Annotated in this window: 18 protein-coding genes and 1 pseudogene; 12 read left to right on the top strand and 7 right to left on the bottom strand. The window is 46.2% G+C overall.

Annotated features, from left to right (window positions below; genetic code table 11):
- Window positions 1–6: 6 nt before the first annotated feature.
- The 3 genes from G4D73_RS08825 to G4D73_RS08815 are packed head-to-tail and all read right to left on the bottom strand — an operon-like array spanning window position 7 to window position 3,030.
- Window positions 7–954 carry a copper resistance protein B gene (locus G4D73_RS08825; protein WP_213686555.1) on the bottom strand — a complete coding sequence of 316 codons (948 nt, stop codon included), beginning with the start codon at window positions 952–954 and terminating at the stop codon, window positions 7–9.
- Window positions 941–2,707: a copper resistance system multicopper oxidase gene (locus tag G4D73_RS08820; RefSeq protein ID WP_213686554.1), complete on the bottom strand. Its 1,767-nt coding sequence runs from the start codon at window positions 2,705–2,707 to the stop codon at window positions 941–943. Before G4D73_RS08820 ends, G4D73_RS08825 begins: the two co-directional genes overlap by 14 nt.
- A gap of 41 nt (window positions 2,708–2,748) precedes the next feature.
- The gene (locus tag G4D73_RS08815; protein ID WP_228305160.1) at window positions 2,749–3,030 is read right to left on the bottom strand and encodes a hypothetical protein; all 282 of its coding nucleotides are present in this window, start codon (window positions 3,028–3,030) and stop codon (window positions 2,749–2,751) included.
- A gap of 61 nt (window positions 3,031–3,091) precedes the next feature.
- Here G4D73_RS08815 and G4D73_RS08810 point away from each other — a divergent pair, with 61 nt between their 5' ends.
- Complete coding sequence (locus tag G4D73_RS08810) at window positions 3,092–4,024, top strand: IS5 family transposase (RefSeq protein WP_005103080.1); 933 nt, start codon at window positions 3,092–3,094, stop codon at window positions 4,022–4,024.
- Window positions 4,025–4,045: 21 nt separating this feature from the next.
- On the opposite strand, the gene G4D73_RS15620 is transcribed toward G4D73_RS08810, so the two are convergent.
- A complete protein-coding gene (locus G4D73_RS15620) occupies window positions 4,046–4,177 on the bottom strand; it encodes a hypothetical protein (RefSeq protein WP_266100011.1) in 132 nt (43 codons plus the stop codon).
- Window positions 4,178–4,343: 166 nt separating this feature from the next.
- Window positions 4,344–4,544, bottom strand: a complete 201-nt coding sequence (locus tag G4D73_RS08805) for a DUF3565 domain-containing protein (RefSeq protein ID WP_213686553.1) — start codon at window positions 4,542–4,544, stop codon at window positions 4,344–4,346.
- Between the two features lie 143 nt (window positions 4,545–4,687).
- Here G4D73_RS08805 and gshB point away from each other — a divergent pair, with 143 nt between their 5' ends.
- A complete protein-coding gene (gene gshB, locus G4D73_RS08800) occupies window positions 4,688–5,638 on the top strand; it encodes a glutathione synthase (protein WP_004281308.1) in 951 nt (316 codons plus the stop codon).
- A 50-nt stretch (window positions 5,639–5,688) separates the two neighbouring features.
- Here the strand turns inward: gshB and G4D73_RS08795 are convergent.
- A pseudogene (locus G4D73_RS08795) lies at window positions 5,689–6,892 on the bottom strand (CynX/NimT family MFS transporter).
- A gap of 424 nt (window positions 6,893–7,316) precedes the next feature.
- Between G4D73_RS08795 and murG the strand changes: the two are divergent.
- The 7 genes from murG (at window position 7,317) to lpxC (ending at window position 15,434) form a co-directional block, all read left to right on the top strand.
- On the top strand, window positions 7,317–8,423 hold the full coding sequence (gene murG / locus G4D73_RS08790; RefSeq protein ID WP_213686552.1) for an undecaprenyldiphospho-muramoylpentapeptide beta-N-acetylglucosaminyltransferase: 1,107 nt from the start codon (window positions 7,317–7,319) through the stop codon (window positions 8,421–8,423).
- Window positions 8,424–8,426: 3 nt separating this feature from the next.
- Entirely contained in the window at window positions 8,427–9,875 is a 1,449-nt protein-coding gene (murC, locus tag G4D73_RS08785) for a UDP-N-acetylmuramate--L-alanine ligase (protein ID WP_213686551.1), read from the top strand.
- A 57-nt stretch (window positions 9,876–9,932) separates the two neighbouring features.
- Window positions 9,933–10,862, top strand: coding sequence for a D-alanine--D-alanine ligase (locus G4D73_RS08780; RefSeq protein ID WP_213686550.1), 930 nt, complete (start codon window positions 9,933–9,935; stop codon window positions 10,860–10,862).
- Window positions 10,863–10,864: 2 nt separating this feature from the next.
- A complete protein-coding gene (locus G4D73_RS08775) occupies window positions 10,865–11,719 on the top strand; it encodes a cell division protein FtsQ/DivIB (protein WP_213686549.1) in 855 nt (284 codons plus the stop codon).
- 70 nt (window positions 11,720–11,789) lie between these two features.
- Complete coding sequence (gene ftsA / locus G4D73_RS08770) at window positions 11,790–13,052, top strand: cell division protein FtsA (protein ID WP_004647239.1); 1,263 nt, start codon at window positions 11,790–11,792, stop codon at window positions 13,050–13,052.
- A 159-nt stretch (window positions 13,053–13,211) separates the two neighbouring features.
- Complete coding sequence (gene ftsZ / locus G4D73_RS08765) at window positions 13,212–14,405, top strand: cell division protein FtsZ (RefSeq protein ID WP_213686548.1); 1,194 nt, start codon at window positions 13,212–13,214, stop codon at window positions 14,403–14,405.
- Between the two features lie 126 nt (window positions 14,406–14,531).
- Complete coding sequence (gene lpxC, locus G4D73_RS08760; RefSeq protein ID WP_213686547.1) at window positions 14,532–15,434, top strand: UDP-3-O-acyl-N-acetylglucosamine deacetylase; 903 nt, start codon at window positions 14,532–14,534, stop codon at window positions 15,432–15,434.
- A gap of 99 nt (window positions 15,435–15,533) precedes the next feature.
- Here the strand turns inward: lpxC and G4D73_RS08755 are convergent, their stop codons facing one another.
- Window positions 15,534–15,974, bottom strand: coding sequence for a DciA family protein (locus G4D73_RS08755; RefSeq protein ID WP_005245716.1), 441 nt, complete (start codon window positions 15,972–15,974; stop codon window positions 15,534–15,536).
- A gap of 107 nt (window positions 15,975–16,081) precedes the next feature.
- Between G4D73_RS08755 and G4D73_RS08750 the strand changes: the two genes are divergently transcribed.
- From G4D73_RS08750 to G4D73_RS08740, 3 genes are all read left to right on the top strand, one after another.
- Window positions 16,082–16,765 carry a M23 family metallopeptidase gene (locus G4D73_RS08750; RefSeq protein ID WP_004281322.1) on the top strand — a complete coding sequence of 228 codons (684 nt, stop codon included), beginning with the start codon at window positions 16,082–16,084 and terminating at the stop codon, window positions 16,763–16,765.
- A gap of 327 nt (window positions 16,766–17,092) precedes the next feature.
- Window positions 17,093–19,795 (top strand): pyruvate dehydrogenase (acetyl-transferring), homodimeric type, encoded by a 2,703-nt coding sequence (gene aceE, locus G4D73_RS08745; RefSeq protein ID WP_180180807.1) that lies wholly within the window; start codon window positions 17,093–17,095, stop codon window positions 19,793–19,795.
- Between the two features lie 2 nt (window positions 19,796–19,797).
- A complete protein-coding gene (locus tag G4D73_RS08740; protein WP_213686546.1) occupies window positions 19,798–21,804 on the top strand; it encodes a 2-oxo acid dehydrogenase subunit E2 in 2,007 nt (668 codons plus the stop codon).
- The last annotated feature ends 46 nt before the right edge of the window (window positions 21,805–21,850 follow it).

Here is a 21,850-nt window from a genome sequence, read left to right as displayed (position 1 = left end):
AAAAATTTAGAACATCATTTTCAGACCTGCACCATAGATCCAGCCTTTTTCTGAATCAGAACTTTGCTGCCAGGCTGTCTGTTGGTTGCCTTTGCTGTATTCATAACCGACTTCCAGATAAGGCATGAGCTTTTTGCTCAGTTCATAGCGTGTTTCCAGACCCAAGGTTGCATGACTAAGGCCGGTTTTTTTCGCATTCGCTGCCTGATCATTCAGGATGACATCCAGTTCGACAAAGGGCTGCATAATCAGTTTCTGCGTCAATAACAGGTCACGCTCTGTTTCCAGTTTTAATCCGACAAAGTCATCTTCACCGACATAAACATGAGCATCTGTTTCGAAAAAGTAGGGGGCCAGGCCATGTAGCCCAAATACTGCATCGAAGCGCTCGTTCTGCTGTTGTGTAGCAGGCTCGGCTAAATTTTCCTGTCGATAGCGCACCCCGGTCTGCACATCCCAGAAATCGGAAATATTTCGGCTATACAGCACTTTGGCATCATATTCGGCCTGATGCGATTCATGTTTGTCGGCTTCTAGCTTGAGGAAGATTTTATTTTCATCCGTGCCAATTCTGGCTTGGTTCTTGGACTTGAATGCCCCATTTCCCTCTGAACTATGCTGCCATTTCTGGTCCAGAATAATCTGGCTATAAATCTGTGCACCATGTTCTTTACGATGATCATGTTCGCTGGCAGAACTGACTGAATTTTGTGGTGTGCTCGGCGCATGCGGTTGATGTGATAACTTTGGTGGTGGTTGATAAGATGCAGCATCTACTGTTTCAGTATGCTGTGCGTGGTCATCAGTCATGTTTTGCATGGCATGATGTCCGCTATGATGCTGATGTTCATTATGACCCGTATGCTCGCTAGAAGCTGCCGCAAAAACACTCAGACTGCTTAGGGTAAGTGCACTGCTGAGCACTGACTTTACAAAAAGATTAGTGATGTGCATGGCTTGCTCCTTCAGCTGCTGCTGGTTTTGATGGCATTTTTTGTGAAGAAGGGTGAGATGCTTGATCATCATTCACATGCGCCACAATCAGCTTGTTCATCATGCCAGCACTCATGTGATAGAGCAGATGGCAGTGAATCGCCCATTCTCCCAGTTCATCTGCTGTGAGCAGGGTGGTCACCGTTTTCCCGGGCGGCACAATCACGGTGTGTTTATTTGGCATATTTGCAGCAGACTGACCATTTTCCAGCTGCATAAACATGCCATGCAAATGCATCGGATGGGCCATCATGCTGTCATTGATAAATTTCAGCCGGATCCGCTCGCCATATTTCACCTGAAGTGGCTCGGCATCACTGAATTTTTTACCATTCATGGTCCAGATATAGCGCTCCATAGTTCCACCCAGACGAATCACCAGTTCACGTTCTGCTGCACGGGTATCAGGTTGTGGTGTCAGGGCTTTGAGGTCTTGATATTGCAAGGCTTTGTGCCCTGCAGGCGTAGACATATTGGCCCAGCCCTCAACCGGCTGTTGAGACTGATGGGTTCCGGACATGGCATTATGACTTACATGCATGTCGTGCTGGGCATGTTGATCATGTTCACTTGTGGCAGTCTGCATGGTCTGACTGCTGTGTGTGTCATGTGACATGTCATGTTGTTCGCCATGTCCCATATCTTCCATGGTCAATAAGGCACGAGGGCGCGGTGTTGGTAATTGAACCGGAGCCGGGGCTTTACTTGAATCAGTTGCCTGATGCAGACTGCCAATGGCAAAGCCTGAGCGGTCGATCGATTCCGCTTCAATCTGGTAATGCGCTGCAGTGGGTTCCACAATCACATCATAGGTTTCAGCAGTTCCGATACGGAATTCATCTACATTGACCGGCTGCACCGGTTGTCCATCGGCACTGACCACGGTCATTTTCAGCTGGGGAATACGCACATCGAAAAACGACATGGCAGAAGCATTGATGAAACGCAGGCGGACTTTTTCATTGGGCTGGAACTGGCCACTCCAGTTTTGTTGCGGCGTTTTTCCATTGACCAGAAAGGTATAACCGGTAACATCAGATAGGTCGGTTTTCAGCATACGCATCTGGTTCCACATCTTGCGGTCTGACCAGGTGGCCTTCAGGCCATCACGTTTCACCTGCTGGAGTACATCGCCCAAGGTTTCACGCTGGTTCTGATAATATTCGGCCGATTTTTTTAAATTGTTCTGAATCTGCTGGCCGCTTTGTTCGTGAAAATCTGACAGCATCACCACATAATCCCGCTCGGTTTGTTCATGTGGAGGTAGTAATGTCTGTGCTTTGGGGCGAATCACCAATGCGCCATAGAGGCCGTCCTGTTCCTGACCTTTGGAATGTGCGTGATACCAGTAGGTGCCGTTTTGACGAACCTTGAAGCGATAAGTAAAAGACTGTTTCGGTTTGATGCCCTGAAAACCGTTAAATCCGGGGACACCATCCATCAGCCCGGGCAGGAGCAGGCCATGCCAGTGCAGCGAGGTATCCTGATTGTTCAGGTTGTTTTGTACATGAATGACTGCATCATCACCTTCTTCAAATTCCAGCAAGGGTGCAGGGAATTTTCCGTTTACAGTGATTCGCTTGACCGTCTTTCCGGTGAGATTGATCGGACTTTCATCAATGACCAGATGATATTCTTTTACGGCTGCAAACAGGGCAGACGACGAGATGAGACCGAAGCCCAGACACAGGCTTTGACTGATTTTAAGCAACATAACTTAATCCTTAATGAATAAAAAAATTTAAAAATTCAGGATCAAGCTTTGGGTGGGCGCAGGATTTCTTGCCAGTAACCGGCAAGGTGCTGGGCATGGTAAGCAGGGAGGAGGGTTTTTTCCGGATAACCGTGATCAGGCACGCTTAACTCGGGCGCTGCAATGGGCAGGCTGGTGATCAGGCTCTGACAGGCCATGGTGCCGCAATCCAGACAGTCTGGCGAATGCTGGGTGCTGTCACTGACACAATCCGGTTGTACCAGATTCTGATCTTGATAATGATCAGTCTCATGCAGAGAATGAGAGGCGGTCGGTTTTTTCATTTCCAGAGGCTTTGTTGCACAAACCTAGCATCAAAAGCTTATTCAGCAATATAATTTCAAAATGAATAAGCCTGCCTCTAAAATCTACCGTACAACCAATTGGTCATCCTATAACCGAGCCTTAATTAACCGAGGTAATATTTCCATTTGGTTTGATCCAAAGACTCAGTGGTATGCACAATCACAAGGCAAGCAAGGTCGAAATCAAACCTACTCCGATACAGCGATTCAATGCTGCTTAATGATCAAATTACTATTCCGACTCTCTTTACGTATGGTCACAGGTTTTGTTCAAAGTCTGATTAAACTCTCTGGATTAGATTGGACAGCTCCGGATTATTCCACCCTTTGTCGTAGACAAAAGCATATTGATATTGCGATTAGCTATCAAAAAAGTAGTGATGGACTGCATCTACTCGTAGACTCTACTGGTTTGAAGTTTCTTGGTGAAGGTGAATGGAAACGCAAGAAACATGGGGCTGAATATCGTCGCCAATGGCGTAAGCTTCACATTGCTATAGATGCTAAAACCCTGCAAATACGTGCAGTACAACTCACCACAAATAATGTCAGTGATTCTCAAGTACTCGAAGATTTACTTGCTCAAATTCCCTTGGATGAACCAATTGATTCTGTTTATACAGATGGTGCTTATGACACAAAGCACTGCCGACAAGTCATTTTAGATCGAGATGCACATGCGATCATTCCACCTAGAAAGAATGCAAAGCCTTGGAAGGATCAGCAAGCGAGGTCTATAGAGCGGAACGAATTATTAAAGACAGTCAAACGGCTAGGCAGATCGCTTTGGAAAAAGTGGTCTGGTTATCACCGTCGAAGTTTGGTTGAAACCAAGATGCATTGCATCAAATTATTAGGCGATAAATTAACAGCGCGGAGTTTTCCAAGTCAGGTGAATGAGATCCATGCACGCATGGCAGTCTTGAATAAATTCACAGAATTAGGTCGCCCTCATACCCAAGTTGTCTCTTAAATTTGAGTAGCTTAAGGGAACTCAGCCTTTCAAACCTTTATGCAACAAAGCCATTTCCAGACAATGACTGCTCATTTTTTCAGTCGACATGACCAGATGCATGGTGTTTGCAGATGCGACAGACACACTGCTCCAGCCTATGGTAAAAACCATAAGCATCACCAACCAGATCTGTTTGACGAGCCGTGTGAGCAAAGTACACCCTGAAAAAAATGCGCTGCATGTTTGAGCAATAAAAGCATAAACGCAGTAACTCAAATTAGCAAATTCTGGACAGAATTATTTTTTAGGTCACCTACATACTACTTTTTTCATAGGTTCAGGTTTCAGTTTCGCACTTTTCACATTTTTTACAGTCTAGCAGTATCCCGAGTTTTTCTTTACGTCCTTGCTCGGTCATCACCCATGGGCGATTTTGCCAGGGCGGGGTATGCCGCACATGCTGGCCATGTCCGCAGGCCAGCTCTGCAACCCAATGCTGTTCTTCATCCAGATGAAAACCGATAATGGCCTGTTGCATGGCATACCTCCCTTGAGCTCAAATTGCCTGAGCATCTATCTAAAAACCTATACAAAATAAGTCATGCAAAATCACCATAAACAAAAGAATCCACACAAGCTATACTCCTTGCCAAGTCATTTTTTGAAAAAGAGCAGAGACACATGCGCGTACTTGTTGTGATGGATCCCATTGAAAATGTAAACCTGAAGAAAGACTCGACCATGGCCATGCTGTGGGCAGCAGCACGTCGCGGGCATGAACTCGGTTATGCATTGCAGCAAGATTTATATATCGATCAGGGCAAGGCCTTTGGTCTGATCGCGCCGCTACAGGTATTTGAAGACTACGACCATTATTATGAACTTGGCGAAAAACAAAAAGAGTCGATCGCTGCTTATGACGTTGTCTTGATGCGTAAAGATCCGCCTTTTGATATGAACTTCGTCTATACCACTTATATTCTGGAGCAGGCAGAGCGCGAAGGGGCATGGATCATCAACAAACCGCAAAGCCTGCGTGACTGTAATGAAAAACTGTTCGCGACCCAGTTCCCGCATCTGCAAGTTCCGACCTTGGTGACTTCGCAGCAAAGCCTGATCCGTGAATTTCTCAAAGAACAGGTCGATGTGATTGTAAAACCGCTGGATGGCATGGGCGGCACCGGGATTTTCCGCCTGTATCAGGATGGCATCAACATCGGTTCAACCATTGAAATGCTGACCAATAATGGTACCCAGCCGATCATGGCGCAGCGTTATATTCCGGAAATTGTCGAAGGCGATAAACGCATCCTGATGATTAATGGCGAGCCAGTGCCGTATTGTCTGGCCCGTATTCCGCAAAATGGTGAAGTGCGCGGTAATCTGGCCGCGGGTGGTCTGGGCGAGGCGCGCCCACTGACTGAAACTGATAAGGCCATTGCAGCAAAAGTAGGGCCGTATCTCAGAGAAAAAGGTCTGGTCTTTGTAGGGCTGGATGTGATCGGAAATTATGTCACTGAAATTAATGTAACCAGTCCAACCTGTATCCGTGAAATTGATGCCCAGTTTGGTACTTCGATTGCGGATGATCTGTTTGCTGTGCTGGAAGCAGGTCAGGCCAATCAGGTTTAAAGGCAGCATTAGGTGAAAGAAGAGTCTGCTTGCAGGCTCTTTTTATCTTTTTATTTAGGGTAACGCTTAAATAAAAATGCCGTCATTACCATGCCCAGCATCGAAAGGCAGACAGTGATAATGGCAAGATTGGCCCAATATTGGGTGGCAGATATCAGCGCAGCGCTCAGGGTCGGTATAAAAAACTGTGCGCAGGCTGAAATTTGTAAAACCACACCCACACTGGCTGCTGCTGCATAGGCACGTGGTGCATAGTGCAGGGTAATCGCAAAAAACAGTGGTTGGGATCATCCCGCCAATCAGTGAAAACAGCAAGGCACTGACAACCTGCAATTCAAATGAGAGCCAGGCATTTGCAGCAAACACCAGACCACTGCTGCAGAGCATTGCTACAAATCCGGTACTCAATAAGGTGGGCGGTCTATAACCCTGTTGCAGCAACATGCCTGCGCCAAAAGTGCCCCCCAGATTGGCCAGCACGACTATCGAGACCAGCATCCCTGCGCGTTTTAAGTCCAGCCCCTGTTCGACATACAGCGTAGGCAGGAAGCCCGTGACAGTAATCCATTGACTGGTATAACAGGCAAAAATAATCGCCAGACAGATAATGGGAGGATGGGTCAGGGTAATTTGAACAATCTGCCAGAATGAGGTGTTTTCCGTAGCTGGCTGAGAAGAGTCTGGCTGTGTTACCAAGACAGGTTCAATATTTAAATATTGTTTAATCATGCCAGCAATGACAAGGCACAGGCAGCCCAAAATGGCCCAGATCATTTGCCAGTCCAGATATTCAAGCAGGAGAGGAATCGTCAATACGGCCAGACTGACACCGATGCCCATATAGGAACTCCAGAGTCCCATCTTGAAATTCAGTGTCTCAGCGCGGCTGGTACGTTTTAAAATTGCTGGCGCACACAAGGAAATGGTTAAAAACCCGATTCCTTCCATAAAGCGCAATACATATAAAGTGGCAGGCTGCGTAATCCAAAGCCCGGCAAAACTGCTCAGCCCTAAAATGATTAAGGCCATGATCAGGCAGCGCTTTAATCCCATTTTTTCCGAGAAGGCGCCAATGCATAGCGCAAACAGCATTCCGGCAGCCTGTACCAACGCTAATGAAAAACCAGCCTGGGTAAAACTCAGGTTTAAATCCTGCTGCAATACAGGAATCACGGCCGAAAGTTTGCCGACATGGATCGCAGCCAGATAACCGGCCAAGATAATCCATACATCATGACATGATATTTTTGACATTTATCCGAACTGAGTCCATTTAAAGCATCTGCTTGTACATCAAGCATCATTCATATATAGATATGAATAACATGAAAGTTTTATAAAATTGATAGGATTTAAGCCTAAGCTCATTAGTTGATGATAGGATATGGATTGACCGGGAGTGAGCTGTAAAGGGTTCTAAATAAAGCCCTGTCCGTGGCAAGGTTATTGATAATATAATGAGAAAATCATTTAAAATTGCTATGATATGTCACTTAAGTCGAAGGAAAAGTGCAGATCTTATAAATAAAACGAGTCTAAACTTGGAATTTGCATGAAAAAAACAATTAAAGCCTTGTTGAAATAAAGTAAATAAACTTTCATGGCCTGAGGTTTGTGATTACAATTGATTACTTAAATCAGATTTCCTGCTCCATTTTTTGAATTGAAGAATTAGACCGTGACCGACGCTCAGCAAAAACAGCCTAAACATGTCATGATGATGGCCGCAGGTACAGGTGGACATGTGTTTCCAGCGTTAGCTGTTGCCAAAGATTTACAACAACAAGGTATACAGGTCTCCTGGTTGGCCACACCCGCAGGCATGGAAAACCGTCTATTAAAAAACCAGAATATTCCCATTTATCAGATTGATATTCAGGGTGTACGGGGCAATGGTTTTGTACGTAAAGCCTTGGCCCCTTTTAAAATTATGAAAGCAACCCTGAGCGCCATGAAATTCATGAAACAGCTCAAGGTCGATGCCGTCGCCGGCTTTGGTGGTTATGTAGCCGGGCCGGGTGGTCTGGCTGCGCGTATTTTAGGTATTCCGGTGCTGATCCATGAGCAGAATGCAGTCGCCGGTTTTACCAATACCCAATTGTCGCGTGTGGCAAAAACAGTGTGCCAGGCTTTCCCGAATACTTTTCCGGCCCAGGAAAAAATCGTCACCACCGGCAATCCGGTACGACAGGAAATTAGCGAAATTTTAAATCCGTCCTGGCGTTATCAGCAGCGTGACAAGGCTGGATTGTCTTTACGTATTCTGATCGTTGGCGGGTCCTTGGGGGCGCAAGCCTTAAATGAACGGGTTCCGGAAGCCTTAAAGCAACTGAATGTACCTTTAAATGTCTATCATCAGTGTGGGCAAAATCATGCCGAGGCGACACGGGCACGTTATGAAAATGCACCGGCCAATCTGCAAGTTGAAGTCCAGCCCTTTATTGAAGATATGGCCAACGCCTATTCTGATGCCGATCTGGTGATTTGCCGTGCCGGTGCATTGACCGTGACTGAAATTGCCACTGCCGGGGTCGCTGCGATTTTTGTGCCGCTGCCAAGTGCGGTCGATGATCACCAGACGGCCAATGCCGGTTTCCTGGCCAATATCAATGCGGCAAAGATTTGCCCGCAGGCCACTATGACCCCGGACAGTTTAAAAACCTTATTAGAGCCGATGCTGAATCGCCAGCTGTTAATGGAAATGGCCGTGAAAGCACGCCGCCAGGCTCAACCCGATGCGACTCAACATGTGGTCCGTTTAATTCAAGAATTATCATCCGAGTAAACTATGTCTCCAACAACCCCAGCTGAACAAGCGAAAAAATTAATCAAAGTGCCGGAAATGCGCCGTATCAAACACATTCATTTTGTGGGGATCGGTGGTGCAGGCATGTGTGGTATTGCAGAAGTGCTGAAAAACCAAGGCTACAAAGTGTCTGGTTCAGATATCAAGGCTTCCAAGACCACAGCGCAGCTGGAAGCAAACGGGATTAAAGTCTATATCGGACATACTGCAAATAATATTAAAGGTGCTAATGTGATCGTGGTGTCTACCGCGATTGATCAGGAAAACCCGGAAATTAAAACTGCGATTGAAAATCGTATCCCTGTGGTTCGCCGCGCGGAAATGCTGGGTGAACTGATGCGTTACCGTCATGGTATTGCCGTTGCCGGCACGCATGGCAAGACCACGACCACCAGCCTGATCACCTGTATGCTGGCTGAAGAAAACATGGATCCAACCTATGTGATCGGTGGTTTACTGAACCGTACCGGTATGAACGCAGCCTTGGGTGCCAGCCGTTATATCGTGGCCGAAGCCGATGAGTCAGATGCTTCTTTCCTGCACCTGGAACCGATGGCTGCCGTGGTGACCAATATTGATGCCGATCATATGGATACCTATGGCGGTAGCTTCGATGTCCTGAAAGATACCTTTATCCAGTTCCTACAAAAATTGCCATTTTACGGCTTGGCCGTAGTCTGTGGTGATGATGCCAATATCCGTGAAATCATGCCGCGAATTGCACGTCCGTTACTGACTTATGGTTTCAATGAAGACAATGACATCCGCGCAGTAGATGTTGATCAGGATGGCATGCAAACCCACTTTACCGTATTGCGTAAAGAGCGTGAGCCATTGCGTGTAACGGTCAACCAGCCAGGTTTGCATAATGTGCTGAATGCCCTGGCCGCGATTGGTATAGCAACCGATGAAGGCGTGTCGGATGCTTCAATCTGCCGTGCACTGGAAGGTTTTAGTGGTGTGGGTCGCCGCTTTGAAGTTCAGGGTGAGTTTGAAATTGACGGTGGTAATGTGAAACTGGTGGATGACTATGGTCACCATCCAAAAGAAGTGGAAGCGACGATTAAAGCCGCGCGTCAGAGTCATCCAGACCGTCGCCTGGTGATGATGTTCCAGCCACATCGTTTTAGTCGTACCCGTGACTGTTTTGATGATTTTGTGGAGGTGCTTTCGACTGTAGACCAATTGTTGTTGCTGGATGTTTATCCTGCCGGTGAAAAACCGATTGTCGGGGCGGATAGCCGTAGTTTAGCCCGCAGCATTCGTTTACGTGGCGAAGTTGAGCCGATTCTGGTTGATGCGGCGGACGGCAACCTGAATCAGATCATGAGAAAAGTATTGCAAGCAAATGACTTGTTATTAACCCAGGGCGCAGGTAATGTTGGAGCAATCTCAGTCGAACTTGCACAAAATCACTTATATATAAAATAGTCATCTTGTGTGACTGAATTGAATTGACCAGATTGAAAAAAGTTTAAGGATATAAACGTGTCAAATGCTTCAAAATTCGGAAAAGTTGCCGTGTTGCTTGGTGGTAAATCTGCAGAGCGTGAGGTTTCTCTAGACAGTGGTACGGCGGTACTTGAGGCATTAGTGCGTTCAGGGATCAATGCGGAAGCGTTTGACCCGCAGGAGCGTAGTGTCACAGAATTGGTGAATTATGATCGTGCATTCATTGTATTGCATGGTCGTGGCGGGGAAGACGGCCAGATCCAGGGTGCACTGGAATGGTTAAACGTGCCGTATACCGGTACCGGTGTACAAGGTTCTGCCATCGGCATGGACAAGGTCAAGACCAAACAGGTCTGGCAGGGCTCGGAATTGCCGACAGCACCGTATCGCATTGTCACCAAAGATTCTGATGCGGCTGACATTGTTAATGCTTTAGGTTTGCCTTTGATTATCAAGCCGGTACATGAAGGTTCCAGTATCGGCATGAGCAAGGTCGAAAAAATTGAAGACTTTGCCGAAGCAATTGCCAAGGCAACTGAACATGATGCCGTGGTGATGGCAGAAAAATGGATTACCGGCCGTGAATACACCATTGTGGTTTTAAATGGTCAGGCGCTACCTGTGATTCGTCTTGAACCGCCTCAAGATGTTGCTTTCTACGATTATGAAGCGAAATATCAGCGTAATGATGTGCAATATGGCATTCCATGTGGTTTAACTGAAGCTGAAGAGCAGCAGTTAAAAGCCTTAAGTTTGCGCGCATTCCAGGCAGTCGGTGCCAGCGGTTGGGGCCGGATTGATGCCATGCAGGATGAACAGGGCAACTTCTGGTTGCTTGAAGTGAATACCGTGCCAGGCATGACCAGTCATTCACTGGTGCCAAAAGCAGCAGCTGCAGTCGGTTACAGTTTTGATGAGCTGTGTGTGGCGATTCTGGAACAGACCTTGACTGGTTCGGCACACTAAATATGGCTCAACTTCCTGTTTCCATGCGCCGTAAACGTGCTGCGATTACCTCAATTCACGATAAGCCGCCAACACGCAAAGAAAAGCTGACCAATTTTGGTGGCTGGTTATTGTTGTGTATTGCGGTATTGGTGCTGGCCTTTGGAATATTGGGCTTATATAAAGTCATGACCAATAGTGACGTGGCAGAGCTGGGCGTGGTAGGTACGCGCTCGGCTGCTGAACAGCGTCAGGTCATGCAATATGTGTCACCGATTGTGACCGAAAACTATTTTACTTCGGATCTGGAAGCGATCCGCGATCGTACCCTGGAATTGTCCTGGGTGGATCGGGTCGTGGTGTCCCGAGCCTGGCCAAATGGCATTCGGGTGCGGGTAATGCCGCATCATGCGATTGCGCGTTGGGGGACAGGACGTTTATTAAGTGACAGTGGTGTTATTTTCACGGAAGTCACACCCAAGAATTATCAGGCATTACCGTTACTACATGGGCCGGCGAGCCATGCAGAAACCATGATGCGTCGTTATAATGAAATTAATCAATTATTTTTGCCACAAGGCATTCGTCTAAAAGAATTATATCTCACCGAGCGAATGACCTGGTTTATGCAGTTTGATTCGGGTTTAAGAATAATTGTGGATAAAGATCAGACCATGAGCAAATTACAGCGCCTGAGTCATCTGTCTCAGAGCGATTTAAAGCCAGTCTGGTCTAAAATTTCGGCCATCGACCTGCGTTATCGCAATGGATTGTCGATACAGTGGAAAAATTCAATTCCGCCTAAAATTGTAAATGGACATTTTATTGTAACCATTGATGACACGGGCGTTGAGAATAAGGTAACAGTAAAGCCATAATGACCGGCTTTAAAAAATAGAGGCATTTAAAGCCATAAATCTAACAAACACGTAATGGTAGTAGTGAATAATGAGTGAAGCTGTTCCCTCGGTTGTGGCGATTGACATTGGGACACACAAAGTTTCAGTTTTGATTGGCAAGGTACACGCGCCAGACAATATCCAAGTGATTGGTATGGCCACCGCTCGTAACCGAGGCATGAGTAAAGGGAAAATTGTCAGTCTCGATAAAGTTATTACTGCAATTAAAAATGCCGTTCAAGAAGCAGAAGATATGGCGGAATGTCGTGTACATTCTGCCTGGGTCTCTATTCCAAGTGCCGAATTAAAAAGCTTTTATGCTTCAGGTCGCACCTCGATCGACAATAGCGAGCATGCGATTACCACCAGTGAAGTGGTGCGTGCACTGGAATTGGCTAAAGCTAGTCATTTGACTTCAGATCATTATCTGGTCAGTGCTGTGCCTCTGGGTTTTGAGCTGGACGACTCACCGGAATGGGTGTTAAACCCGATTCGGATGTCGGCACATAGCATGACCGGACACTATCATTTGATGATGCTGCCGATCAGTACCATGCAGAATATTGATCGCGCCCTGAAAGGTGCCAATATTGGTGTAGAAAAAATGGTGGTGTCGAGCTTGGCTACTGCTGAAGCCAGCCTGCTGAAAGACGAAAAAGAATATGGCGTATGCTTAGTAGATATCGGTGCCGGCACGACCAATGTTGCAGTGTATGTGGATGGTCGTTTGGCCTTAACCCATACCTTCCAACGTGGCGGTGAACATGTGACCCGTGATATTGCAGCAGTATTGCAAACCACGACCGAAGAAGCTGAACGTCTGAAATTATTGTATGGCTGTGTCGACCTGAAAGTGGTCAAGCCGGATCATATGATTCAGTTCCAGGGGATTGATGGACCACAAACCATCAGCCGGATTGAACTGACTGAAATTATTATGGCTCGTTATGAAGAAATTCTGGGTCTGGTACGTGATGAGCTGGTGAAAAATGGTGCCATCCAGGGCTTGTATCATGGTGTGGTATTGACCGGTGATGCCAGTCATATCGAAGGGATGGTGAGTTTTGTTCGCCGTACCATGGGGGTCTCGGCGCATTTAGGTAATCCGCCGACTCAGGTGTATGCAGACGAACAACATCAGGCTGCTTTACGTCGCTCGCAATATAGTACGGTGGCTGGCTTGCTGATGTTTAGTCAGAGTGATACCCAGGACACGATTGTGGAACAGGATGATGTAGAGCGGTTGTCATTGGCTAAGCGGGTCAAAAGAGCCTTGTTTGGCTTTAATGACACCCTGAAATCAATCTTTTAAGTCGATTTTTATTGTGAATATTGTTGGGAAGATGTAGTTAATCGGGCTTGTACTTGACAAGTGAACGCATGAGCAGCATTCTTAAAAACAATTTTATTAAGATTAAGGCAGTATACGGGCTTAGTGACTGCCAATTATGAATTAGGAATTTTATAGGTCATGGCCTCATTTGAATTTTTCGAAGACGATCATAGCGATAGCAATGGTCAAGCCCGTTTCACTGTGTTTGGTGTAGGTGGTGCGGGTGGTAATGCTGTACAACATATGTTGCAGTCCGATATCCAGGGCGTAAAGTTTGTTTGTGCCAATACGGACAAGCAGGCATTGGATCGCATGGAAGCCGAATTTAAAATTCAGCTGGGCGAGCAAAGTACCCGTGGTCTGGGTGCAGGTGCAAATCCGCAAGTCGGCCAGACCGCAGCAGAAGAAAGCCGTGAACTGATCCGCCAGCAGCTTGAAGGGACCGATATGGTCTTTGTTACTGCAGGTATGGGTGGTGGTACCGGTACCGGTGCAGCGCCAGTCGTGGCTGAAATTGCGAAAGAAATGGGTATCCTGACCGTTGGTGTCGTGACCACGCCATTTAACTTTGAAGGCAAACGCCGTTTACAGTCTGCTGAAAAAGGCATCGAAGCCCTTGAGCAGCATGTAGACTCATTAATCATCATTCCAAACCAGCGTCTATTGAAAGTCTTCCGTGATATTTCAATGAAAGATGCATATAAAAAAGCGGATGATGTTCTACTGAATGCAGTACGCAGTATTTTTGATTTAGTCGTCCGTCCTGGCCATATCAACCTTGACTTTGCTGACTTGAAAACAGCCATGAGCACCCGTGGTTATGCCATGATGGGTGTGGGTCTGGGGCGTGGTGAGAATCGTGCACGTCAGGCTGCTGAGCAGGCAATCCGTAGCCCATTACTCGACAACGTGACTATCATGAATGCCAAAGGTATTCTGATTAACGTGACCGGTGGCGATGATGTGACTTTCGGTGAAATTGAAGAAATTACTGATGTCGTGAACCAGATTGTCGATTTAGATGAGGGTCAGGTGTTCTACGGTACCGTTTTTGATCCGGATGCGCGTGATGAAATCAGCGTGACTGTGATTGCAACAGGTTTAACCCGTCATGCAGCGGATTCAGTTGAACCGACCAAACGTACTAATGTACAGGCAACTCGTCCAGCAGCAGTTCCACAGGCTGTGGTGGAAGATGATGATGTACCGGCAATTCAGCGTCAGCAACATGAAACAGGTGCAGCAGCGAATCCAGCGGCAACTTCAGTTTCTAGCCCGCGCCCAACGCCAATGAGTATTCAGGATTATCTTAAGAATCAACAGCGTAAATAACATGTAACATCATGTGTTTAGCTGGATTAGACAGGAAAGGTGGCTTTTAAGCCACCTTTTTGTTTTTTATCAATGGCCAAATATGCTAACGTATAGCGGTTTTATAGATGAACAGATGATAAAAGCATGTTGAAACAACGTACCCTGAAACGTGTCGTGAAAGCGAGCGGAATCGGTCTTCACAGTGGGCAAAAAGTCATGATTAACTTTGTGCCGCACCATGCCGATGGGGGAATTGTGTTTCGTCGTATTGACCTGAATCCGCCGGTGGACATTCCTGCCGATGCCATGTTGATTCAGGAAGCCTTTATGTGCTCGAACCTGGTTCAGGAAAATGCCAAAGTAGGCACCATTGAACATGTCATGAGTGCGATCGCTGGTCTGGGCATTGATAACCTAATTATTGAAGTATCGGCTTCTGAAGTGCCGATTATGGACGGCAGCGCAGGTCCGTTTATTTACCTGTTAATGCAGGGTGGTTTGCAAGAACTGGATGCTGCTAAAAAATTCGTCAAGATTATTAAACCGGTTGAAGCACTGATTGATGACAAACGTGCCATTTTTAGCCCACATGAGGGCTTTCAGCTGAACTTCACCATTGATTTTGATCATCCTGCCTTTAAAAAAGAACATCAGTCTGCCAGTATCGATTTTTCTACTGAAACCTTCGTTTATGAAGTCAGTGAAGCGCGTACCTTTGGTTTTATGAAAGATCTGGATTATCTCAAAGCCAATAACCTGGCGCTGGGTGCCAGTCTGGAAAATGCCATTGGTGTGGATGAAACTGGGGTCGTTAATGAAGAAGGTTTACGTTTCTCGGACGAATTTGTACGTCATAAAATTCTGGATGCCGTGGGTGATTTATACCTGCTCGGACATCAGATTATTGCCAAATTTGATGGTTACAAATCTGGACATGCCTTGAATAATCAACTTTTACGTAATGTGAAAAGTGATCCAAGCTGCTATGAAATTGTAACATTTGATGACGAAGCTAAGTGTCCAATCATGTATGTGAATGTGACATAAGTCATTGTGTTTGTGTCTTTATGTTTTTGTTATTGCTTTAATACTGTGACACACATCACATAATGTTTGCTTTTTAATTTATTACATTTGATTGCGATGTTACTTTTTATTGCTTGCCAAACGTAGTAAAGCTTGGCTAAGCTTAGGGTCGCTTATAAAGTCAGCAGCACTACGAAGTAATTCCTGTGTTTCTGCATTTAAGGCTCTTTCAGGTGTTGCTGAAACAGGTGGCGTTTGCGAAGGATTCCGCAGGCAAACTTGAAGTTTAGTGAGATCTGTTAATTCATTTATTTGAGAGAGTTGTGAAATGTATTGCTTTTGAAGATAGGCCAATTGACTGATCATGGCCTGATTTTCGCCAGTAATCGTTAACACACCATTTTGATAGCAGACAACTTGCCAGCGTTCCGGTTGGGGCAATAGCGGTTGTACGAGTTTCGTAAGTTTCTGCCAGCCAGCGACTTGTGATGAGAGAAACGAAAAGTTTCCTGTTTTTATCTGTTTTCTTGTTTGTTGAAAAACGTTGACAGGTTCCGACATACATAATTCCTACATATTTATGTCTTAATCTTATGCGCTTCTTTTAGTGGATATCAAGGATAGAGATCTTCAAGGAACTCGATTAAAGCAGTTTAGAGAGGTTTTTTATGCATATGCGACGTATTTTGTTGGCATTTTCTTTATCAGTTTCAGCGGCTTCGGTTGCGTTCGCAGATTTAGTTAATCTAAATCAAGAAAATGGTTCAACAGATCGTATCGAGCAATTGACGCGTACTCTGGCACAGGGTGCATATACTCATCCAGATGATATCGATATTCCAGCACAGACTAAATTGAATGTTCAGCTTCGTGAGAAACCGGTTGAACTAAACAATCGTACGCTTGCTCAGAAGTATGCCAATACTTCATCCAACAAAGCGGCAGCAAACAGTGCTTATTCTTGGCTAATTTCTCATCCTTTACCTAATTCTCGCGTAAGTTCAAATTACGGTGGCCGTACCATGAGTGGCCGTGCTGAAAATCATTCAGGCCTTGATCTTGCAGCGCCAAGTGGTACACCAATCTATGCAACAGGTCCAGGGATTGTGACCAAATCAGGTTGGGGCACAGGTTATGGTCAATACGTTGAAATCAATCATGGCAATGGCTATTTAACGCGCTATGCCCATGCTTCACGTCTTATTGCACGTGTGGGAGAGCAGGTGCAAGCAGGTGATCATATTGCCAACGTTGGCTGTACTGGTCGCTGTACCGGTCCACACTTACATTATGAAGTAGTAAAAGACGGTCAACGTAAAAACCCATCTACTTATTTGGCCATGTTACCTTAAGTATAGACCTGAATAACAAGAAGCATCTCTATACATAAAAACCTCCAATAAGCATTTTAAAGCGTTTAAACTGCAGGCTCTTCAAGTCAACTTGAAGGGCTTTTTGTTTTATCACTTTTAAGTCTCATAGTATCACCAACTATTATAATGATTGTATAATAAATCGCCTTTATTGACTATTTTTTGTTATGTAGTGTAATTATACGTCACCCATCATTTAGTTCCTAAATAGTACTGCTAAATCGCATTCAGCTAAGGCCATACCTGCAGAGGTCTTAAATATGGTACATATAAGACATTAGATTAGGCTTTTAGGAACTGTAGATTATGGCGTTTTATGGCGATACAGACGCGCAAGAAACCCAAGAATGGCAAGATGCATTTGACTCTGTTTTGCAGCACATGGGCACTGAGCGTGCAGCATTTTTATTAGAAAAACTTTATCAACGCGCAATTGCAAAGCATGTTCCTATTCAGCGTTTAAATACTCCCTACTTAAATACGATTTCTGTTGAAGAACAACCTGCAATGCCAGGCGATCAGGATATGGAGCGTCGTATTCGCGCGCTGATCCGCTGGAATGCCTTGGCAATGGTATTACGCGCGAATAAAACCGGTGATGATCTCGGTGGTCACCTGGCGAGTTTTGCTTCTTCCGCAACCCTTTATGATGTGGGCTTTAACCACTTCTTCCGTGCCAACAGCGATAGCTTCGGCGGCGACATGATCTATTACCAAGGTCACTGTGCACCGGGTATTTACGCGCGTTCATTTTTAGAAGGCCGTTTGACTGAAGAGCACCTGAATAATTTCCGTCGTGAAGTAGGTGGTAAAGGTTTGCCATCTTATCCGCATCCTTATTTGATGCCGGACTACTGGCAGTTCCCAACCGTATCGATGGGTCTGGGTCCAATCATGTCGATTTATCAGGCACATATTCAAAAGTACCTGATGAACCGTGGCCTGATCAAAGAAGAAGACCGTAAGGTTTGGGCGTATTTGGGCGATGGCGAGATGGATGAGCCGGAAAGCCTGGGTGCAATTTCTCTGGCAGGTCGCGAAAAGCTCGACAACCTGATTTGGGTAGTGAACTGTAACTTGCAACGTCTGGATGGCCCGGTACGTGGTAATGGCAAGATCATTCAGGAACTTGAGTCATTATTCCGCGGCGCAGGCTGGCGTGTGATTAAAGTTGTGTGGGGCCGTCATTGGGATCCACTACTGGATAAAGATAAATCCGGTGCACTGAAAGCAGTGATGGAAGAAGCTGTCGATGGCGATTTTCAGCGTTACCAGGTAAAAGGTGGTGCTTACGCGCGTGAAAAGTTCTTCGGCAAATATCCAGAAGCAGCTGAGTTGGTTAAAGATTTAAGCGATGAAGATATTGATAATCTGAACCGCGGTGGTCACGACCCGTACAAAGTCTTTGCTGCTTATGCCGAAGCATGTACGGCCAAAGGTCAGCCGACTGTAATTCTGGCGAAAACCGTGAAAGGTTATGGGTTGTCCGAGGAAATTGAAGCAGTCAATAAAACTCACCAAATCAAGAAGATGCAAATCAATTCTTTGAAATACGTGCGTGACCGTTTCAATCTTCCTTTCACTGATGAACAGCTTGAAGAAGTACCATTCTACCGTCCAAGCGAAAATTCGCCTGAATTGAAATATATGAAGGCACGTCGTGAAGCATTGGGTGGTTATCTGCCTGCACGTCGTAAGGAAAGCGAACAGCTGGCGATTCCTGGACTTTCAGTATTTGATTCGGTCTTGGCCGGTTCAAATGGTAAAGAACAATCGACCACGATGGTAATGGTACGTTTAATCTCTGCACTTCTTAAAGAGAAAGCGATTAAAGACCGTGTTGTTCCAATCGTGCCTGATGAAGCACGTACTTTCGGTCTGGAAGGCATGTTCCGTCAGCTCGGTATTTATGCCGCGCATGGCCAGAAATATACCCCGGAAGACCAAGAACAGTTGATGCATTACCGTGAAGCTAAAGACGGTCACATGTTGCAGGAAGGGATTAACGAAGCCGGTGCGATGAGTGCATGGGCGGCATTGGCGACCAGTTATTCAACCAATAACCTCCCAATGATTCCAATGTACATGTACTACTCGATGTTTGGTTTCCAGCGTATTGGTGATATTGCATGGGCAGCAGGCGATGCACAGGCACAAGGCTTCTTGCTGGGTGCAACTGCAGGTCGTACTACACTGAACGGTGAAGGTTTACAGCATCAGGATGGTCACTCACACATCTTGGCCAATACCATTCCAAACTGTGTCTCTTATGACCCATGTTTCGGTTATGAATTGGCAGTGATCGTGCATGACGGTTTGCAACGTATGTATGTGAACCAGGAACGTGTGTTCTATTACTTAACTGTGATGAACGAAAACTACGAGCATCCGGAAATGCCAAAAGGTGTTGAAGAAGGCATCAAGCGTGGTATGTACTTACTGGAAGAAGATGAAAAAGCCACTGTTCAGTTACTGGGCTCAGGTGTGATCCTGCGTGAAGTGATCAAGGCAGCGAAGATTCTGCGTGAGGAATATCAAATTCATTCAAATGTCTACAGTGTGACCAGCTTCAATGAACTGGCACGTGACGGTATGGCATGTGAAGAATACAACCGCTTGCATCCGCTGGCTGAAGACGTAAAAGAAGCATGGGTATCGAAACAGCTTCGCGGTACTGAAGGTATCGTGGTGTCTGCAACCGATCATATGCGTGCTTATAGCGAACAGATTCGTGCTTATCTTCCAGATGGCCGTCCATTCGTAGCATTGGGTACTGACGGTTATGGCCGTTCAGATACACGTGCCAACTTGCGTAGTTACTTCGGTGTTGATGCTGCCCATATTGTGGTGGCAACTTTGAAAAAACTGGCAGATGAAGGTGAAGTTGATGCGCGCCTGGTAAAAGATGCGATCTCGACTTTCGAGCTTGATACAGATCGTCCAGTGGCTTGGGCACCGCAAGAAACCCCATGTGTACATGCTGTTGCTGACTACAAAGAGGAGAACTAAGCATGCAAATTACGACTCCTGATATTGGTGTAGATAAGGCAACAGTGGCCGAAATTCTGGTCAAAGTCGGTGATACGATCGCGATTGATGACAGCATTGTATTGCTTGAATCTGATAAAGCCTCTGTTGAAGTGCCTAGCACTTCAGCAGGCGTGGTAAAAAGCATTCTGGTCAGCCAGGGTGATGAAGTCGCTGAAGGCGCGGTACTGATTGAACTGCAAGCTGAAGACGGTAGCGCCGATGTGGTCGAGCCACAGCAAGCAGATGCCTCACAAAAAACTTCAGAAAATACTCCGACTTCATTGCCGGATCAGGAAATCATACAGGAACTGGCTTCACATCAGCCTAAAGCTTCTGCTGCTCCTGAGGCTCAAGCGAGCTCACAGGTGGTTGATGTACAAATCCCCGATATTGGTGTAGAAAAAGCTACTGTAGGGGAAATCCTGGTCGCTGTCGGTGATGAAATCGAGGTAGATCAAAGTATCGTAGTGGTGGAATCAGACAAGGCGACTGTTGAAGTGCCAAGTACGGTTTCAGGTACGGTGGAATCCATCCAGATTAAAGAAGGCGACACGATCAAAGAAGGTGTGGTCATTCTGAAAGTGAAAACGGCTGTTTCGGCAGCGTCAGCACAGACAGAAGCATCTCAAGCACCAGTTGCTCAAGCGGCCACCCAAGAGAAAGCAGTCGAAGCACCAGAAACGCCAGCAACACCTGCGGGTGATGTTGAAGTGATGGTGCCTGATTTGGGTGTAGACAAGGCGGCTGTAGCTGAAATTCTGGTTCAGGTCGGTGATACGGTTGAAAAAGACCAAAGCATCATCGTGGTGGAATCAGACAAGGCGACTGTTGAAGTGCCAAGCACTACAGCCGGCGTGATTAAAGCCATTCATGTGGAACTGGGTCAAAATGTCTCTCAAGGCATTGCACTGGTAACAATTGAAGCTGAAGCGCAAGCAGCTGCTGTACCTGTTGCAGCCAAAGCAGAAGAACCTAAAGCGCCTGCTGCAAAAGCAGCATCGGCACCTGCTGCATCTTCTACTCAAACAGTCGCGACGTCGGATAATGCCGATAAGCTGACCAAAGAGCAGAGTGTGGCTAACTCGAAAGTCTATGCCGGTCCTGCTGTGCGTAAACTGGCACGTGAACTGGGCGTCGTGTTGGCAGATGTCAAAGCATCTGGCCCACATGCGCGCGTCATGAAAGAAGACCTGAAAGCGTATGTCAAAACGCGTCTTACTACGCCACAGGCGGCTCCTGTCGCCGCTGCTGCTCAAGTCGCAGGTCTGCCAAAACTGCCAGACTTTAGCGCTTTTGGTGGTGTGGAAGAGAAAGCCTTGACGCGTTTGCAACAAGTGTCTATTCCACAGTTGTCGCTGAATAATTTCATTCCGCAAGTGACCCAGTTTGATGCAGCAGATATTACTGAACTGGAAGCATGGCGTAATGAACTGAAAGGCAACTTCAAGAAAGAAGGCCTGAGCCTGACCATTATGGCGTTCATCATCAAAGCAGTTGCGCACTTGTTAAAAGAAGAGTGTGAATTTGCTGGTCACTTGGCCGATGATGGTAAGTCAGTATTGTTACGTAATGAGATCCATATGGGTATCGCGGTCGCAACGCCAGATGGTTTGACCGTGCCTGTGCTGCGTCACCCAGATCAGAAGTCAATTAAACAGATTGCCACTGAGCTAGGAATCTTGGGTCAAAAAGCGCGTGACAAGAAATTGTCGCCGAAAGATCTGCAAGGTGCGAACTTCACTATCACTAGCCTGGGTTCAATCGGCGGTACGGCATTTACGCCATTGGTGAACTGGCCGCAAGTGGCAATTCTGGGGATTTCTCCTGCAACCATGCAACCGGTGTGGAATGGTGAAGGCTTTGATCCACGTTTGATGCTGCCGCTTTCATTGTCCTACGATCACCGTGTGATCAATGGTGCAGATGCTGCACGTTTCACTAACAAGCTGACCAAGCTGCTTAAAGATATTCGTACGCTGTTAATCTAAATTAAATTCGATTCACTTTCTTTTCTCTTGCGCTTCATTGAAAAAT

Source organism: Acinetobacter sp. WY4 (assembly GCF_018438165.1).
GTDB lineage: Bacteria > Pseudomonadota > Gammaproteobacteria > Pseudomonadales > Moraxellaceae > Acinetobacter.
Note: the sequence above shows the minus strand (reverse complement) of the source record. Positions and strands in the feature narration are given on the sequence as shown.

Coding starts and splice junctions, on each gene's coding strand:
- G4D73_RS15620 (WP_266100011.1), bottom strand. CDS start 4,177: ATGGTTTTTACCATAGGCTGGAGCAGTGTGTCTGTCGCATCTGCAAAC.
- G4D73_RS08805 (WP_213686553.1), bottom strand. CDS start 4,544: ATGCAACAGGCCATTATCGGTTTTCATCTGGATGAAGAACAGCATTGG.
- G4D73_RS08810 (WP_005103080.1), top strand. CDS start 3,092: ATGAATAAGCCTGCCTCTAAAATCTACCGTACAACCAATTGGTCATCC.
- G4D73_RS08755 (WP_005245716.1), bottom strand. CDS start 15,974: ATGTCGGAACCTGTCAACGTTTTTCAACAAACAAGAAAACAGATAAAA.
- G4D73_RS08825 (WP_213686555.1), bottom strand. CDS start 954: ATGCACATCACTAATCTTTTTGTAAAGTCAGTGCTCAGCAGTGCACTT.
- G4D73_RS08740 (WP_213686546.1), top strand. CDS start 19,798: ATGCAAATTACGACTCCTGATATTGGTGTAGATAAGGCAACAGTGGCC.
- gshB (WP_004281308.1), top strand. CDS start 4,688: ATGCGCGTACTTGTTGTGATGGATCCCATTGAAAATGTAAACCTGAAG.
- G4D73_RS08750 (WP_004281322.1), top strand. CDS start 16,082: ATGCATATGCGACGTATTTTGTTGGCATTTTCTTTATCAGTTTCAGCG.
- G4D73_RS08815 (WP_228305160.1), bottom strand. CDS start 3,030: ATGAAAAAACCGACCGCCTCTCATTCTCTGCATGAGACTGATCATTAT.
- ftsA (WP_004647239.1), top strand. CDS start 11,790: ATGAGTGAAGCTGTTCCCTCGGTTGTGGCGATTGACATTGGGACACAC.
- ftsZ (WP_213686548.1), top strand. CDS start 13,212: ATGGCCTCATTTGAATTTTTCGAAGACGATCATAGCGATAGCAATGGT.
- G4D73_RS08820 (WP_213686554.1), bottom strand. CDS start 2,707: ATGTTGCTTAAAATCAGTCAAAGCCTGTGTCTGGGCTTCGGTCTCATC.
- lpxC (WP_213686547.1), top strand. CDS start 14,532: ATGTTGAAACAACGTACCCTGAAACGTGTCGTGAAAGCGAGCGGAATC.
- murC (WP_213686551.1), top strand. CDS start 8,427: ATGTCTCCAACAACCCCAGCTGAACAAGCGAAAAAATTAATCAAAGTG.
- aceE (WP_180180807.1), top strand. CDS start 17,093: ATGGCGTTTTATGGCGATACAGACGCGCAAGAAACCCAAGAATGGCAA.
- G4D73_RS08775 (WP_213686549.1), top strand. CDS start 10,865: ATGGCTCAACTTCCTGTTTCCATGCGCCGTAAACGTGCTGCGATTACC.